We start from the raw sequence: 15,216 nt of genomic DNA, 5'->3' as shown, positions 1-15,216 counted from the left end.
CCTATAACAACATCTGTGTTTGATCATCCTTTTATGTTTGAGGAAGGCAGTCATTTATATGGATTTCGTATCATATATCATTAAGTATGATTATACAAATAATGCCATATATTGAGAGGAGTCTATGAAATGGAAAGTTCGGATCAGAATCAAGGTATGTACGAAAATATACCACAGCCCATCCGAAATGACGGAGCCGGTGGATATGATACCGGCCCACGGGATATTATGCGGGATTTTGAGAACCCTGACTTGCTAGTCCCACCTAAAACGGATGCAGGTTTACTCCCTAACATGCGATTTTCATTCTCAGACACATCCATGACATTAAATCACGGGGGTTGGTCAAGGGAAATTACTGTTAGAGAATTACCAATCGCGACTACACTTGCAGGGGTAAATATGAGCTTGACTGCCGGGGGTGTTCGAGAATTACATTGGCATCAACAAGCAGAATGGTCCTATATGATATCAGGCCGTGCGCGAGTTACGTCAATTGACTCAGAAGGACGGAATTTCATTGCCGACGTAGGCCCAGGCGACCTTTGGTACTTCCCCCCCGGATTACCACATTCAATTCAGGGGTTAGAGCACTGCGAATTTCTGCTCGTCTTCGATGACGGTCACTTTTCTGATCTTAATACCTTATCTATCTCCGATTGGTTTGCACATACGCCAAAAGATGTTCTATCGGCCAATTTCGGAGTGCCAGTAAGTGCCTTTGATCACATTCCTTCAGGGCAGGTCTATATCTATCAAGACAAGATTCCGGGTCCACTGGAAAGTGAACAAATCCAGTCCCCTTTTGGAACCACCCCTCAAAGCTTCACGTATAAGTTGCTGGCTCAAGAACCAATTATTACATCTGGTGGAAGTGTACGAATCGTAGACTCTTCTAATTTTCCTATATCTAAAAATATCGCAGCTGCTCTTGTTGAGATAAAACCAGGGGCAATGAGAGAACTACATTGGCATCAGAATAATGATGAATGGCAGTATTACCTTTCCGGACAGGGACGTATGACGGTATTTGCTGGAAATGGTACAGCTCGTACTTTTGATTATAGAGCTGGTGATGTCGGTTACGTTCCATTTGCAAATGGGCACTATATTCAGAATACAGGAAATCAAACTTTATGGTTTTTGGAAATGTTCAAGAGCGATCGATTTGTTGATGTGTCACTAAACCAATGGATGGCACTTACCCCACGCGATCTTGTTAGAGACAATTTGCATGTTGGGCCAGAATTATTGGAAGCGCTTCGAAAAGTAGAAAGTCCCGTCGTCAAATATCCGCCGTTTTCCTACTATCCTAAATAATGATTGAACATGATTTCTCCCCTAATTAGTTAAGAATACCCTTGATGTGAATTTATATCCAGCGAGCGTCAGACGTAATTCAAAAAAAGGATGTCTCCAGAAAGCGCGAGACATCCTTTTCATTATTTAACCATTAATTGCTCTAGCTCACTTATTACTACAGTCAAATCTGCATTCATTTCAAATAATGCAGCTGTACAATAGACTCCCTCGATAAACGAAACATCCAAAATTTCAATTTCCTTCTCTGAAAGTTCCGCAGCCATTTCAAGATTCATCTTGGCGCTGCCTAGATCATAAAATGCAAACAGTTGGTGACATGTATTCTCTTCAATAGCTTGTTGAACTGTTTCAAAGCTTGTGCCGATGTCGCCATTCACTGTTCCACCGGCATATGTGATAGACACATTCGGTGCGACTTGCTGAATTAAATCATTTATTCCTTTTACGATATCCTTACTATGTGACACCATTACAATGCCAATATTAGTTACCACCGAATTCACCTGCTTCTATAAGTGCTTCAAAAAATAGTTTGGAGGAAGCGGCGCCTGGATCTACTTCGTTTATGGATCTGTCTCCAAGGAAGGAGGCTCTACCTTTAGTTGCCTTTAACTCATTTGTCTTAGTAAGAGCAGTTTGTAATGTGGCCATTGTTAGCTCGTCTTTTTCTAAATCTTGAACAGCTGGCGCCCATAGGTCTAGCATTGTTTTCTGGCCGATATCGGATTTCCCTCGTTTTTTTATACCTTCAAACCCTGCTTTGACAGCCGTAACTAGTTCGTCATTCGATAATTCTTCTTTCGCACCAACGGCTTTCGCCATTTCAAGAAAAGCCGTACCGTAAAGTGGTCCAGAAGCTCCACCTACCCCGCTAATCCATTTCATCGCCGCTTGCTTAAATACATCTGATAAATGAACTGGTGGCACCGCTTGCCATAAAGTGATTAATTGTTGTGCTCCCCTAGCCATATTCATCCCATGGTCACCATCGCCAATAATACGATCGTATTCACTTAATTGCTCTTTTTCTTGTATCACTTTTTCCGCAAATAGTGTGAACCATTTGTGCGTCAAATCTTTTGTCACTATCATAAGCAACATCCTTTCCTTACCAAGCAGGCGCTAGCGTACTTTGTGTTAAATAATCAAGCCATTTCTCATCTTCTAATTGCAGCAATGTTAATGACACACCTGCCATATCAATTGCGGTCATATAATTCCCTACTTTTTTAAATTGCACTGTGTAGCCTTTTTCTTGCAAAATAGTCAAGCAATCATGCGCAAAAATATACTGCTCCATTAATGGCGTCGCACCCATACCATTGATTAACACAGCAAGAGTTTGATCTGTCGTCCACTTGGTTTCTACTTCAATTTTATGAATCAATTCTTCCGCAATTTCACGAGAAGGTTTAATTTTTTCACGACTATACCCAGGTTCACCGTGAATCCCGATACCAAATTCCATTTCATCCTCTTCTAGCTCAAAACCTGGCTTACCAACCTCAGGAACAATCGAGGGTTTAATCGCAACTCCGACAGAAGCAAGATGTGCTACGACACTTTCGGCTAGCTTCTTAATCTCTTCAAGGGAAGCCCCATTTTCAGCTGCTGCTCCGACAATTTTATGCACCAGTATTGTGCCTGCAACACCACGCCGCCCCTCCGTATAACTACTATCAAACACAGCAACATCATCATTCACAATGACGAAGTCAACTGGAATGCCCTCTAACTCCGCAAGCTCTTTCGCCATATCAAAATTCATGCAATCCCCGCTATAATTCTTAATGACAAGAAACACGCCCGCGCCTTGATCAGCAACCTGAATGGCACTTAATACTTGATCAGGTGTAGGAGAGGTGAACACATGACCACATACAGCCGCATCCAGCATACCCTCACCGACAAAGCCCGCATGCGCAGGCTCATGCCCACTTCCCCCACCACTAATAATGCCGACTTTCTTAGATGTAAAATGCGAACGTGTAATTACATGCGTTTCTTCTAAATAAAATACATCATCGTGTACAAGCTTGTACCCCTTTAACATATCCGCAAGCACTTGATCCGGTTGATTTATAATCTTCTTCATCATTAAAAGCCTCCTACAAAATCTTTCATTCTTTTATTTAGATGCTAAGACAACCTATGCAATCCAGTAAGAGAATACGCACAACAATACAATTCGTAACAATAAATTTATAAACTTAATTCAAATCTGAGCCCTTCGCATAATATACTATCAAATTTAGATGGTCAAAATTCCTAATATATGACCATCACTTATCCTTGTAGACGAATTTTGTAGTCTTTTTATATAGACTATTGAGTTAATTAGTAATATGGTATTTCGTCACATTCAATAGAATTTGAAAAGTCCACTATTTTACCATATAAAAAAACATAGGGTCGAGGGATGAACTTCTAAAATTAATGAACAAGTGTACAAAAAATTGATATTTTTTCATTTTTTTGGAATAACATGGTACATTATGGGTTGTAAACTATTATAGAGAGGGGAAATGGAAATGAAGCAAAAATTTAGTTGGTTAGTTGGTTTAGTTTTGCTGTTCGGTTTAATAGGTGCATTCAGTTTTAATCCAAAGGCATCTGAAATATTAACACAAGAACAAAAAGAGCAGTATTATCAAGAGTATATAAAAATAGCAGAAGAACTACGTGCGGAATATCCAAATGCTTTAACTTTTAATGTCTCTGCAATTGAAGAAATTGAAGAAAAAGATTGGGTGAAACCAGAACAATATCGAGAAAAAATTATTCCTATTATCAATGAAAAAAAAGGAATAGTTGAGTTACCGTTTGTCTCTTTTGATGTTAATGCGCCAACTAAATATAAACAAATTCATTCAAAAAATGGAGATGTTCTTGCGACAATAGTTATTAACTCTACAGTTTCGGTTGCTTATGATTCTAAACTAGGAAGGCCAGTTATTAATGATATTTGTAAAGCTGTAAGCTACACAATGACAGGCTTTGCTTATTGGGGTCAAAAAGGTTCTAATCTTATTAAAGTAGATAGCCAAAACTATCGTCTAAATATTAGCGGTAATTTATTAATTCATAGAGTTACTTTGCCAGACGTTTTAAGTGTTGATTATACATTTAATAAACAAGGTTTTATTCAATAATCAAATTTAGACTGACGAAATCCAAAAAAAGTAAAAAAGACAACATAAATGTTGTCCTTTTTTGTTGTCTAAAAATATTAAAACTTTTCAAAGAATTAGTTGATAGAGTGTTAGCTAACGATTTATTGGTTTTGGGATTCTGTCTTCTTACAACCAGCTGTATTAATGAATGATTCGATATTGGTTAACTGGTCGACCAACGCCGCCGTATTGGATATCGATGACTACCTTTTGCTGTTTTTCTAAATAATCTAGATAGCGGCGTGCTGTGACACGGGCTAAACCGACACCATTGGCAACTTCTTCAGCGGAAATGGCTGCTTCTTGCTTTTTAATATAAGTGACGATTTTCTCTAATGTTGAGCCGTTTAACCCTTTTGGTAAATTACCCGGCTCTTTTATAGTGCTTTGCTGATGATGTAATAGTTCATCAAGCTCTCGTTGTGTCAGCTCATTTTTCTCTGCTACTTTTTCTTTAAAATGCATGTAGTTTTCAAGCGTGTGTTTAATGCGCTCATATGTAAATGGCTTCATGATGTAGTCAAATACGCCGAGCTGTAACACATGCTGAATCGTTTTCATATCATTGGCAGCTGTCACCGTAATGACATCTACTTTTGTATCGCTTTCACGAAGCTTTTGCAGTGTTTTAATACCGTCTTGTTTTGGCATGAAAATATCCATGACGACCAAATCTGGCTTTAATTGGTTGATTTGCTTCATCCCTTCAATACCGTTTCCTGCGGTACCGACGATGCGAAATCCTTTGACGCGCTCTATAAATTGACGATTCACTTGGCGTACCATTGGATCATCTTCTACTAATAACACTGAAATGGGTAGCATTAACTATAGCTCCTTTATAAATAAAAAGTGATGAAAAAGCTCGTACCTTCACCAGGGGTACTGGAGACCTCAATTGTTCCGTCTCCCTTTTTCACTATATCTTCAATTAAGTATAACCCGATACCGTGATTTTTTTGAGCTTTTGTTGTATAACCATTTTGAAAAATATGATCAAGACTATCTTTCGAGATGCCCGTTCCGTTATCTTCTACTAAAATGGATAAGGAATGTTCGTCTTGATCGATACTAATTAGGACCGTTTTTTCATCCCGCTCTATATTTTGCAGTGCATCAAAGGCATTTTCGATGAGATTACCAATGAGGATAACAAAATCATTGAAGCCAAGTTTTTCTGGTAAGTAGGATAACTGGCTATTCATATCAATTTCAACGTGAATGCCGAGCTCTTTACCGTGATTAATTTTACTTAATAATAAGCCGGAAATATTTTGATTTTTTATCCGTTCATCTAAAAAGTTAGTAATACCTTCTTGTTGTTCTTTCACTTTGACAATGTAGTCGAGTGCTTGATCATAGTGGCCAAGTTGCAATAATCCTGCAATTGTATGCATTTTGTTTTTATGCTCATGATTTTGAATACGTAGCGCTTGTACGAATTCTTTAACACCCGTTAATTCCTCAGCAAGTTTCTTCACTTCTGTACGGTCCTGGAATATGGCAATCGCCCCAACCGTTTCGTTATTGACTTCTATTGGCACGCGATTACTCATAATACTATGATGATTAATGAAGAGCTCTTTATTGTAAATTGGTTTGTTGTAATCAAGTATTTCTGGCAAACGTGTGTCGGGCAAAATATGGTGGATTTTTTTTCCAATGAGGTCATCCTCGTCTACACCAAGAATTTGCCGTGCTTTATTGTTGAAAATCGTTACAGTAAACTCATTATCAATGGCAATAATTCCTTCATGCATGGCATTAAATGTCTCCGTTCGTTCCACATAAAGTTTGGCAATTTCATGTGGCTCTAAGCCGAACATTTGCTTTTTCATATGGCGGCCTAACACCCATGCACCCCATGCACCAAAAATTAGACTTAGCATCGTGGCGATAATAATCTCATTACGAATGCTTTTTATGATTTCAAGAACAGTTGGTAAACTATAGCCTACTACTACAACGCCAATTTGTTTGTGCTTCTCATTCATTACGGGGACAAATGCACGCACAACATTACCGAGTTCACCTTTTGCAATAGAATTATAGTAATGTTCAACGAATGCCGGATTTTCATCGACTGTACTTGAGGTTTGTCCTATCATACTTTTAACAGGATGGGACAATCGTCTATGATCCATATCTAACACAACAATATAATCTGCTTTGTTAATGACACGAATGCCTTCAACTGTTTGATTGATTGTAGCTGACCTTTTAGCAATCGTCTCTTCTGAACCGAGCTGCTCTCGTACTTCCGGTAACTTACCGACTGTTCTCGCTATCAACATCGCCTGAGCGCCTAGCTCTTTTTCTTTTGTGTTCATAATATTTCCGAGTACGAAAATTCCTGCAACTAAAAATGAAAAAACGATGATGAAAAAGGTGAGCGACATAATTTTGCCGTTCATCGATAATTGTTTATTTTTCATCGCGCACCCCCTGGATCTTTTATAGAATGATTACATTGTAACATTAGAAACTATGTTAGAATGTATAGAAAATGACAGAATATGATGGAGTATATAAATGCGCTTATATATTACTACAGCTTGTATCACTTTAGTAGTGCTAATTGGCATAATAGGTTATCAGCAACAATTTTGGCTAGATTCCTCCTTACCGATAGATGAAGAACAAGGTGGTTTAAATGACCAAATTGTTATCAATTTTAGCCATGTTGTTGCAGAAGATACACCTAAAGGACAGACTGCAATTAAATTTGCTGAGCTTTTAGAGGGGAAAACAGATGGTCGCATTCGGGTTGTTATTTATCCAAACGGCATGCTTTATAATGATAATAATGAGCTTGATGCCTTGGAACATGGCGATGTGGAGATGATTGCACCGACATTTTCTAAAATGACGAAAACCCTGCCAACATGGCAGGTGCTTGATTTACCGTATTTATTTCATACAGAGGATGATGTAGAACGAGTTTTGACAGGACCTTTTGGGGAGCAGTTGCTCAATCAGCTAAGCCGCTTTAATATAAAAGGTTTAGCTTTTTGGAATAATGGCTTTAAACAAATGTTAACGGATGGCGATCCTCTACTCAAAGTTGAAGATTTTCAAGGGCTGAAAATACGTGCTATGCCAAGTAAAGTATTGCAGCAACAATTTACATTACTTCATGCAAACCCTGTTGCAACGTCCTTTGATGAAGTGTATACAGGTTTAGAAAATAAAGAGCTTGATGCACAGGAAAATACGATCTCGAATATTTACTCAAAAGGCTTTTATAATTTACAAAAGAGCTTAACGATTACAAATCATGGTGTGCTAGGCTATGCGGTGATGATGAATGAAGATTTTTATAATAGCTTGCCCTCAGACTTACAGGAAGATGTACTAGAAGCGATCGATGAGGCCACAGCTTGGAATTTCGAACATTCGAAACAAATGAATGACGATAATTTAAAAGGCTTAGAGCAACTACCTGATGTTCAAATTGAAACACTTACGAAAGCAGAACAGCAAAGATGGCAAAAGCTTTTCAAACCCATTTACAATTATTATCGCAAACAAGTAAGTGAAACCTTCTTACAGGAAATCGAAAAAGAAATAAACAGTAAATAACAACGTTAGCACTGCTGTAAAATGAGTTTTATTCTTTGTGTATTATAGTTTTTTTAAGTCGTGGTTTTTACCACGGCTTTTTCTTATGCCTTTATATGACTGCGGGTATTGAAGGGACTGCCCTACTAGCTTTTTGAGTGAAGCGCGTGCTCTTACTAATATTATCGGAAACTCTGTTGCTACATTTGTTGTAGCGAAAATGGAAAATGAATTCGATTCAACCGGTGCTCATAATCGGGCAATAGATTCCGAGCATACTACAAATTAAATAATATACAAATTTCATATCTAGCCAATTGAGTTTATCTCAGGTGGCTTTTTTGTTAGTTAACAAATTTCTTACTCCTCAACTAACCGTTATTTAATGATCGTTTCAGCGGGAGTAAAAGCTTCTTCTTGGTTATATTTTGTTAGTATTTTAGTGATAAACCAGTTTGTTCTAGATGGTTCCGGATTCTTTTCTACTGTAATAACTTTATACCATGTACCAAAGTTTGCATATGAAGTGAGGAGATCATATGCAATTGTATACTGTACATTTGTATCACTAATTTTATTTTTTTTTACAAAATGAACGTGATCAACCCACGGGCTTGATTGACCTGTCACCCAACCCGCTTCTTCAAATTGCTTTCGTGTATATTTTTGTAGCGTTGGCGAAAGTAAAGCATACTGAACAGCGCCACTTCGATTCTTTACACCTAATATCCATATTTCTACAGCTTGTTTTGGGGTTTCAGGCTGCAAACCTGACATAAATGATAAAACGATTTGATTAGGCAATGTATCTAGTCACCTCTCGAACATTCTTCTCTAATACCATATGTTTCGAATGACTTCAAAGTTCAAATTTCCTTCCTCGTAACTAAAAAATTTGGCTGAACATGTTTAATTGATATATCTTCCTTACACTCCTCCCATTTCCATGAAATTCAAGTTAAAGTTCTATTTTTGATCAAATTTCATTTCAAAACTGCAGTAGAAAGATATAACTGTACTAGTACATAATGATTTTTATTCTCTGTAATATAAAAATAAATTTATGTCTTTGTTTATTCTATATACACTTAACCCCTTGTTTTACCTATGTTTTGGCGATCTAACAACCGAAAGACCAAAAAGACCAAAAAGAACATTATCACCAAAATATATGAAAACGTTTTCCTAGCATTTATGATGATAGCAATGAAAGCGATATCAAAACACATAACAGAAAGAAGGTACACAGTTGAAAATTAACTTAAAAAATTTAACCGTACAAGTTATTATCGCCATTATTCTTGGTATTGTCGTAGGAGCCATATTCCCAGAGTTTGGAGCGAAATTAAAAGTATTAGCAGATATTTTCATCAAAATGATTAAGATGTTAATTGCACCAATTATTTTCCTGACAGTAGTAATTGGGATTGGTAGTATGGGCGATTTGAAAAAGGTTGGTAAAATCGGAGGCAAAGCATTAATTTACTTCGAAGTTGTATCAACGTTCGCTTTAGCCATTGGTTTACTAGTTGTTCATATCGTACAACCTGGTAAAGGGTTAGATACTTCTGCTGCTAAAGGTGGAGATGTTTCAGCTTATACTTCTGCTGCTGCTGAAAGCGACGGTTTAATGGGCTTTATCATGAGTATTATTCCGGATAACTTCTTCGGCTCACTTGCTGCTGGACAATTACTACCCGTTCTATTCTGTGCCATATTATTCGGTGTCGCATCGGCTTCCCTTGGAGATGCTTCAAAACCTGTTATTAAATTATTTGAACAAACATCAGAAATTTTCTTCAAGATCATCGGTATGGTTATGAAATTATCGCCTATCGGTGCATTTGGTGCCATGGCTTACACAATTGGTAACTTTGGTCTTGGTTCATTATGGTCATTAGGTAAGTTAATGTTAGCTGTGTATATTACAATGTTCTTATTTATCGTCTTAATCTTAGGTGCTATCGCTAGATATTATGGCTTCAATATTTTCAAATTTATTGCCTACATTAAAGATGAAATTTTCCTTGTAGTAGGTACTTCATCTTCTGAATCTGCCCTACCATCTATGATGCGTAAACTTGAAAACTACGGATGTTCTAAACAAGTTGTTGGATTAGTTGTACCAACGGGGTATTCCTTTAACCTTGATGGTACTTCCATATACTTATCGATGGCTGCTATGTTCATCGCTCAAGCGTATGATGTACCTCTATCAATCTGGCAACAACTGACGTTACTTGGTGTTTTAATGCTAACTTCTAAAGGTGCTGCGGGTGTTACAGGATCAGGTTTCATTACCCTAGCTGCAACATTAGCTGCCTTCCCGATGATTCCTGTTGAAGGAATTGCTTTACTAATCGGTGTTGACCGCTTTATGTCTGAAGCGCGTGCTGTAACAAACCTAATCGGTAACGGGGTTGCAACTGTAATCGTAGCGAAATCAGAAAATGAATTCGATCCAACCGGTGCTCAAAATAAAGCGCTTGAAGAAGCTGCCGCAAAAGAAGCTCCTGCAATATAAAATCGTTCCACATACAAAAGCCATCTGATGAATTGTCAGATGGCTTTTATAATTGCTTCTATAGCTCGTATAGTGTATGCTGTAAGCAAATGATAGAAGGAGTGATATTCATGGCTATGTCAAAAGCAAAACGCCGTAGAAAGCATGTATTACGCAATTTAGGTAAGGACGTCACAACACATCGCGGTGAAGTAACATTCAGCACACACACTCGATTGACGAAAACAAAAAAAGATAAGCTACAAGTTCAATTTCATAAACACAAAAAGATAAGCTACAAGTTCAATTTCATAAACACAAAAAGCATTTCCAGGGAGATCATTATTCCGGTGGAGATGCTTTTTTAGTTGTTTAAATACATGGATTGTGAGTTTACTGGCAACCTTTGAGGTTTTACTGGCAACTTTGGGTACTTTACCAGCAACTTTTCATGATTTACCAGCAACTCTCGGCACTTTACTAGCAACTTTGAGAAATCCAGTGTCACAAGTAGACTATGCAGCCTCTTTCTTCTACTTTCTCTAACCATTTTGGTATTTTCAAGTTATGATTCCACCTTAAATCTAAGCGTTCTAATCCTTCAATCTCCATCAAAGACTCAGGCAATTCAATCAATTGATTACTCCTTAAATCTAATTCTAGTAAGTTTACTAGCTTTCCTATTCCATCAGGTAACGTAGTCAATTCATTATTTCTCAAATTCAAACGTCTTAACTTTTTACAATTGTTGAGTGAATTCGGCACTTGTATTAATTGATTTTCTTCTATATCCAGCACTCTTAATAATGTTAAATTTTCAAATATTTCTGGTAAAGTGGTTAGTTTATTATTTTTTAGATGGAGCTCTTTAATATTGGCTAACATGCTAAAGCTCTCTGGTATCATACTAAGTTTGTTATTCATTAAGCGCAACTCGATTAGATTCGTTAATTCACCTATTTCTCTAGGTAATTCACGCAATTTATTATCACTTAGATTTAAGTATTTTAATTTTTTTAAGCTTTTAATTTCGGGAGGGACCTCTTCGAATTTATTGTTGTGAAGATATAAATAATCCTCTAAATTCACAAGAAATTCTATTTCTGATGGGATTATTTCAATCTGATTGTGTCCTAAGTCCATCATTTTAAGTTCTTTTAAATTTTTTATATTAGCTGAAATATTTTCAATCTCATTAGCTGAAATATTTAACACCTTTAAATTGTTCATTTTATAGATTTCTTCTGGAATTCCTCTAAAACGATTATCAAAAAGATTTATATCTATAATCTCATTCAAAATAAAGTTTATGTTTGGTAACGAATTTAACTTAGCGTGGGGTAAGCTGATTTTCATTTAATTTCCTCCTTTTAATTAGCTATTCATCAAGATAGATTTAATTTGCCTACCAATAAATATATCCTATTAATTTAAAAAGTAAATCACCTTTATCTTGTTCTTCCAGAGAATTTTTATAAAGTATAGACGGATAAAAAATTTTAAAAGGATTTTCATTCTTGTAGCCGAATACTTTAATAAGTCCATGGAAGGTGGGATATTCATGCTAAAAAAGTGTTTGATTTTGATCTTTACAATCATTACTTCTTTTACTGTTATCGGTTGTAATCAAGAGGAGGGGTGGAAAGAAAGCCCATTATTTGAATCTGGAAACTATACGATGATTGGTGAAGAAGGACGTCTAGGTTTTATATATGATGATAGTGAGGTAATTAAGTTTTATCCAGATAAAGTCCACAAGTATATGTGGCATTTCTGGGGAACGAAAGAAGAGCTGGAACACCCTTTAAAAGTAATAGCTACACATGAAACAGGTGGGGATTCCATCACGTTATTTGGAGGGGATGGAAATGATGTTTCACCACTTAATGGAGCCGATATGAGTTTACCAACGAATATGTCACTACCGAAAAGTGGTATGTGGAAGTTGGATGCTTATTTTGATGACAAATTATTTGGCAGTGTTTACGTAAAGGTACATGAAAAGAAGTAGCTACACTGTTTTTCCTTTAATCTCCTAGTCACCTTTATAATTTTTAACATAAATATAGAAGAATACAGTATTTTGCGCAAACGGTGGGAAGTGACTTAGCTTTCTCAGAGCTCCCCCACTACCTATCCCAATATAGAAACCACCCTAATTTTAAAGGCTTATAAAATTTGTGTAAAGAAAGATGTGATTAATATGTTCTGGTTATTTGCAATCTTAGTTATAGTATTTGCTTTAGGTTTAGCTTTATTTGTTGACTTGAAGAGAAAGAAATTCAAAAATAATCCAAACATAACTACTCATCCTAATGCAAAATCTGGTGATAGTACAAATTATTTGATGGGTGATAATAGATATACAAATGGTGGTGGATAACGCTGTTTTCAATTTAAATAGCATTTCCAAGGAGATCAAAAGCTCTTAGGAAATGCTTTTTGGTTATTTAAATACCAAGTTCCATCTCTTTTTCATCTTAACTAAACGAAAATAGAAGATCATTTAGTCATTTCACTTATTTTATTAATTTTCTTATTCTCTCTTGCCTGATAGTCTATGGAAATGAGTACTTTCATCTCTTCAAATGAGCACGTTCTCCAAATTTCTAAATAGCTATCTACTAACTGTCTAAATGTCACTTTTGCTATTACTGCCCCGCTACAATCTGAACCCCAACCCGTCTCACTCTTAGCAAATAATAGGTTGTTATGAGTACGCTGATAGTTCCGAAGACCAGCACCATGAATTGTAGGCCAATAAAATCTAGTAAAGCACCTGTGGACAATAAAACGATTGAAACATAATACGATCTAACATGCTTTTGAAAGAAAAGAATCGGCCATGATGTAAAGTGATAATAAAGTTATTTAATTTTGAGATGAAAATATAAGAGCCTTGCTACATTTTATTGTAGTAAGGCTCTTTAAAGTTGTTTAATTTCTATCCATTTAAATGTGTTTGCATTCAAAAATCAATAATAAAGATGTTTAATTCTTATTCTTATTCAAGGATATGTTTTCAAATGTTTAAACCTTATTAATTCACCCTTTGTATTTATCACAACTTCATCTTCTCCATATCCATTATGAGCGCCATAGTAAGGGTACACTTTCAAAGTTATCTCATATAATCCACCAATTCCATATACCTGCTTTATCTTTAGGATATTAGTTTCCCTAGAAGCCCAGGTAAGATCTTCGGGTGCATTTTAACCGTTTTGTATAATTCCGTATCAGCTTCATTTATGGTTTTTGCGTATAATACCTCATTACTGCTAAATAAAAATAGTAATACAATTAACGGAAACTTTTTTTTCAATTCCCAAAGAGCTTGTTTTATTCAATAAATCTGCCCTTTTAGCTGCATAACAAAAAAAGAAGCTGATCTCAGCTCCTTTTAAGTGAAGTAAAGCATGCGTTAGTTGAATAAGGTGATTTATATATTCTTGTTTAAGACTGTTAATTGAGATTTTACTGTCTGAATTAAATGATCGTGATAAAAGTTCCAACGTCTTCCATAAATCATTCCTAATCTTCTCAACCCAATAAACAATGCCCAAATATCGATTTCTAATATCTCGTGAAAAGTTAAATGTTTAACTTCAGAATATCCTCTTAACAAAGCTTCAAATCCCTTTTTGTTGCCTGACTCTCCATCATGGAGTTTGAAATGTCCTAAATCATATAAAGGACTACTACCCATGATCTCTCCAAAATCAATTATTCCTGTAAAGTAGCCATTTTCTTGGAAGATATGCGTCGGATCAAAGTCTCCATGTACTAAATACGACTCTTTTCTATCAAATAATTTGAAACCAGTTTCTAAGATATCTCTAATATTTTTTATTTCATCAATATTAAATGGATAATTTGACAACAAACTTAAGTCATTTTCATAATGTTCATGATAGTAAGCTTTAAATGAATCGTGTTCTCCAGCTAACGTAATCGGATTGTTTTTGTCTATCCAACCAAATCCATCAACTGGTATTTGATTGATAAGTGCAAGTTGCGTTCCAGCATCATAAATCACATTTTCAAAATTTTTAATATCCATATAATTCGAGCAATCACTTAAGCCTTGTCCAGCCATTTCGTCCATGATCATCAAGGAAAGTCCCGTTAAATGATTTTTATGTTCAAAATGAATAACCTTGGGAACTTTTACCCCTTTATTAATCAAAGTGTCATGTACTTTAACTTCAGTTGCAAAACTATAATCTTGTTCTGGCAAAATACGAAGATAAAATGTATCACTTTCTACTAATATTCGATAGAAGAGCAATGCAATATAAGCGGCGAGTGAGAGCATGTAAAGTGTATCTATAGCCGAATAAACAAGTATCAAACCGGCTAAAGCTGTCCCAGTAACACGAGCAGCTGTAGCAACATTCATATCCCAACCATTTAATTGCAATAAATCCTTTTCAGCTACAATTAATGGCAAAGTCGCTTGTAGTGCCGGAAAATAAAAAGATGCTGACATTTGTAAAAAACTAAGAAGACAACCATCCACCAAATAGAACCTGTTGCTAATGCTATAAACATAAAGACAACACTCACAACGCGCCCTACACTTGAGTAAATTTTTTTACGTGACTGATCGATGATTCGTCCAGCTAATGGTCCCATCAACACCCCTGCTAGTAAACC

General features: G+C 36.1%; 16 protein-coding genes and 1 pseudogene. 7 read left to right on the top strand and 10 right to left on the bottom strand.

What is annotated here, in order from left to right; translation table 11 throughout:
- Window positions 1–129 precede the first annotated feature (129 nt).
- Window positions 130–1,320: an oxalate decarboxylase family bicupin gene (locus JFL43_RS10485; protein ID WP_200749017.1), complete on the top strand. Its 1,191-nt coding sequence runs from the start codon at window positions 130–132 to the stop codon at window positions 1,318–1,320.
- A 122-nt stretch (window positions 1,321–1,442) separates the two neighbouring features.
- Here JFL43_RS10485 and dhaM read toward each other — a convergent pair whose 3' ends face one another.
- From dhaM to dhaK, 3 genes are read right to left on the bottom strand one after another with little or no spacing between them, the layout of a single operon-like run.
- The gene (gene dhaM, locus JFL43_RS10480; RefSeq protein WP_325166662.1) at window positions 1,443–1,817 is read right to left on the bottom strand and encodes a dihydroxyacetone kinase phosphoryl donor subunit DhaM; all 375 of its coding nucleotides are present in this window, start codon (window positions 1,815–1,817) and stop codon (window positions 1,443–1,445) included.
- Window positions 1,807–2,415, bottom strand: coding sequence for a dihydroxyacetone kinase subunit DhaL (gene dhaL, locus JFL43_RS10475; protein ID WP_200749016.1), 609 nt, complete (start codon window positions 2,413–2,415; stop codon window positions 1,807–1,809). Before dhaL ends, dhaM begins: the two co-directional genes overlap by 11 nt.
- 16 nt (window positions 2,416–2,431) lie before the next feature.
- A complete protein-coding gene (dhaK, locus tag JFL43_RS10470) occupies window positions 2,432–3,418 on the bottom strand; it encodes a dihydroxyacetone kinase subunit DhaK (protein WP_200749038.1) in 987 nt (328 codons plus the stop codon).
- A 436-nt stretch (window positions 3,419–3,854) separates the two neighbouring features.
- On the opposite strand from dhaK, the gene JFL43_RS10465 reads away from it, so the two are divergent.
- The gene (locus tag JFL43_RS10465; protein WP_200749015.1) at window positions 3,855–4,475 is read left to right on the top strand and encodes a hypothetical protein; all 621 of its coding nucleotides are present in this window, start codon (window positions 3,855–3,857) and stop codon (window positions 4,473–4,475) included.
- Between the two features lie 162 nt (window positions 4,476–4,637).
- Here JFL43_RS10465 and JFL43_RS10460 read toward each other — a convergent pair whose 3' ends face one another.
- Together JFL43_RS10460 and JFL43_RS10455 are read right to left on the bottom strand one after the other, a co-directional pair.
- Window positions 4,638–5,321, bottom strand: coding sequence for a response regulator (locus JFL43_RS10460; protein WP_200749014.1), 684 nt, complete (start codon window positions 5,319–5,321; stop codon window positions 4,638–4,640).
- 14 nt (window positions 5,322–5,335) lie between these two features.
- Window positions 5,336–6,931 carry an ATP-binding protein gene (locus tag JFL43_RS10455; RefSeq protein WP_200749013.1) on the bottom strand — a complete coding sequence of 532 codons (1,596 nt, stop codon included), beginning with the start codon at window positions 6,929–6,931 and terminating at the stop codon, window positions 5,336–5,338.
- A gap of 97 nt (window positions 6,932–7,028) precedes the next feature.
- On the opposite strand from JFL43_RS10455, the gene JFL43_RS10450 reads away from it, so the two are divergent.
- Window positions 7,029–8,078: a DctP family TRAP transporter solute-binding subunit gene (locus tag JFL43_RS10450; protein ID WP_200749012.1), complete on the top strand. Its 1,050-nt coding sequence runs from the start codon at window positions 7,029–7,031 to the stop codon at window positions 8,076–8,078.
- 357 nt (window positions 8,079–8,435) lie between these two features.
- Here the strand turns inward: JFL43_RS10450 and JFL43_RS10445 are convergent, their stop codons facing one another.
- The gene (locus tag JFL43_RS10445) at window positions 8,436–8,861 is read right to left on the bottom strand and encodes a hypothetical protein (RefSeq protein ID WP_200749011.1); all 426 of its coding nucleotides are present in this window, start codon (window positions 8,859–8,861) and stop codon (window positions 8,436–8,438) included.
- A 445-nt stretch (window positions 8,862–9,306) separates the two neighbouring features.
- Here JFL43_RS10445 and JFL43_RS10440 point away from each other — a divergent pair, with 445 nt between their 5' ends.
- Together JFL43_RS10440 and JFL43_RS10435 are read left to right on the top strand one after the other, a co-directional pair.
- Window positions 9,307–10,581 (top strand): dicarboxylate/amino acid:cation symporter, encoded by a 1,275-nt coding sequence (locus JFL43_RS10440; RefSeq protein WP_100797163.1) that lies wholly within the window; start codon window positions 9,307–9,309, stop codon window positions 10,579–10,581.
- A gap of 110 nt (window positions 10,582–10,691) precedes the next feature.
- Window positions 10,692–10,928: a hypothetical protein gene (locus tag JFL43_RS10435; protein ID WP_200749010.1), complete on the top strand. Its 237-nt coding sequence runs from the start codon at window positions 10,692–10,694 to the stop codon at window positions 10,926–10,928.
- 136 nt (window positions 10,929–11,064) lie between these two features.
- On the opposite strand, the gene JFL43_RS10430 is transcribed toward JFL43_RS10435, so the two are convergent.
- Complete coding sequence (locus JFL43_RS10430; RefSeq protein ID WP_200749009.1) at window positions 11,065–11,916, bottom strand: leucine-rich repeat domain-containing protein; 852 nt, start codon at window positions 11,914–11,916, stop codon at window positions 11,065–11,067.
- A gap of 205 nt (window positions 11,917–12,121) precedes the next feature.
- On the opposite strand from JFL43_RS10430, the gene JFL43_RS10425 reads away from it, so the two are divergent.
- Complete coding sequence (locus tag JFL43_RS10425) at window positions 12,122–12,571, top strand: hypothetical protein (RefSeq protein WP_200749008.1); 450 nt, start codon at window positions 12,122–12,124, stop codon at window positions 12,569–12,571.
- Between the two features lie 192 nt (window positions 12,572–12,763).
- A complete protein-coding gene (locus JFL43_RS10420) occupies window positions 12,764–12,943 on the top strand; it encodes a hypothetical protein (RefSeq protein ID WP_200749007.1) in 180 nt (59 codons plus the stop codon).
- A 268-nt stretch (window positions 12,944–13,211) separates the two neighbouring features.
- Here the strand turns inward: JFL43_RS10420 and JFL43_RS23495 are convergent.
- From JFL43_RS23495 to JFL43_RS10410, 3 genes and pseudogenes are all read right to left on the bottom strand, one after another.
- Window positions 13,212–13,411 (bottom strand): annotated as a pseudogene (locus tag JFL43_RS23495) (MFS transporter); the annotation flags it as partial.
- A 157-nt stretch (window positions 13,412–13,568) separates the two neighbouring features.
- Window positions 13,569–13,703 carry a DUF3888 domain-containing protein gene (locus JFL43_RS22535; RefSeq protein ID WP_325166665.1) on the bottom strand — a complete coding sequence of 45 codons (135 nt, stop codon included), beginning with the start codon at window positions 13,701–13,703 and terminating at the stop codon, window positions 13,569–13,571.
- Window positions 13,704–13,999: 296 nt separating this feature from the next.
- On the bottom strand, window positions 14,000–15,079 hold the full coding sequence (locus JFL43_RS10410; RefSeq protein WP_325166664.1) for a phosphotransferase: 1,080 nt from the start codon (window positions 15,077–15,079) through the stop codon (window positions 14,000–14,002).
- Window positions 15,080–15,216 lie beyond the last annotated feature (137 nt).

The sequence above is a fragment of the Viridibacillus soli genome, assembly GCF_016612995.1.
Taxonomy (GTDB): domain Bacteria; phylum Bacillota; class Bacilli; order Bacillales_A; family Planococcaceae; genus Viridibacillus; species Viridibacillus soli.
Note: the sequence above shows the minus strand (reverse complement) of the source record. Positions and strands in the feature narration are given on the sequence as shown.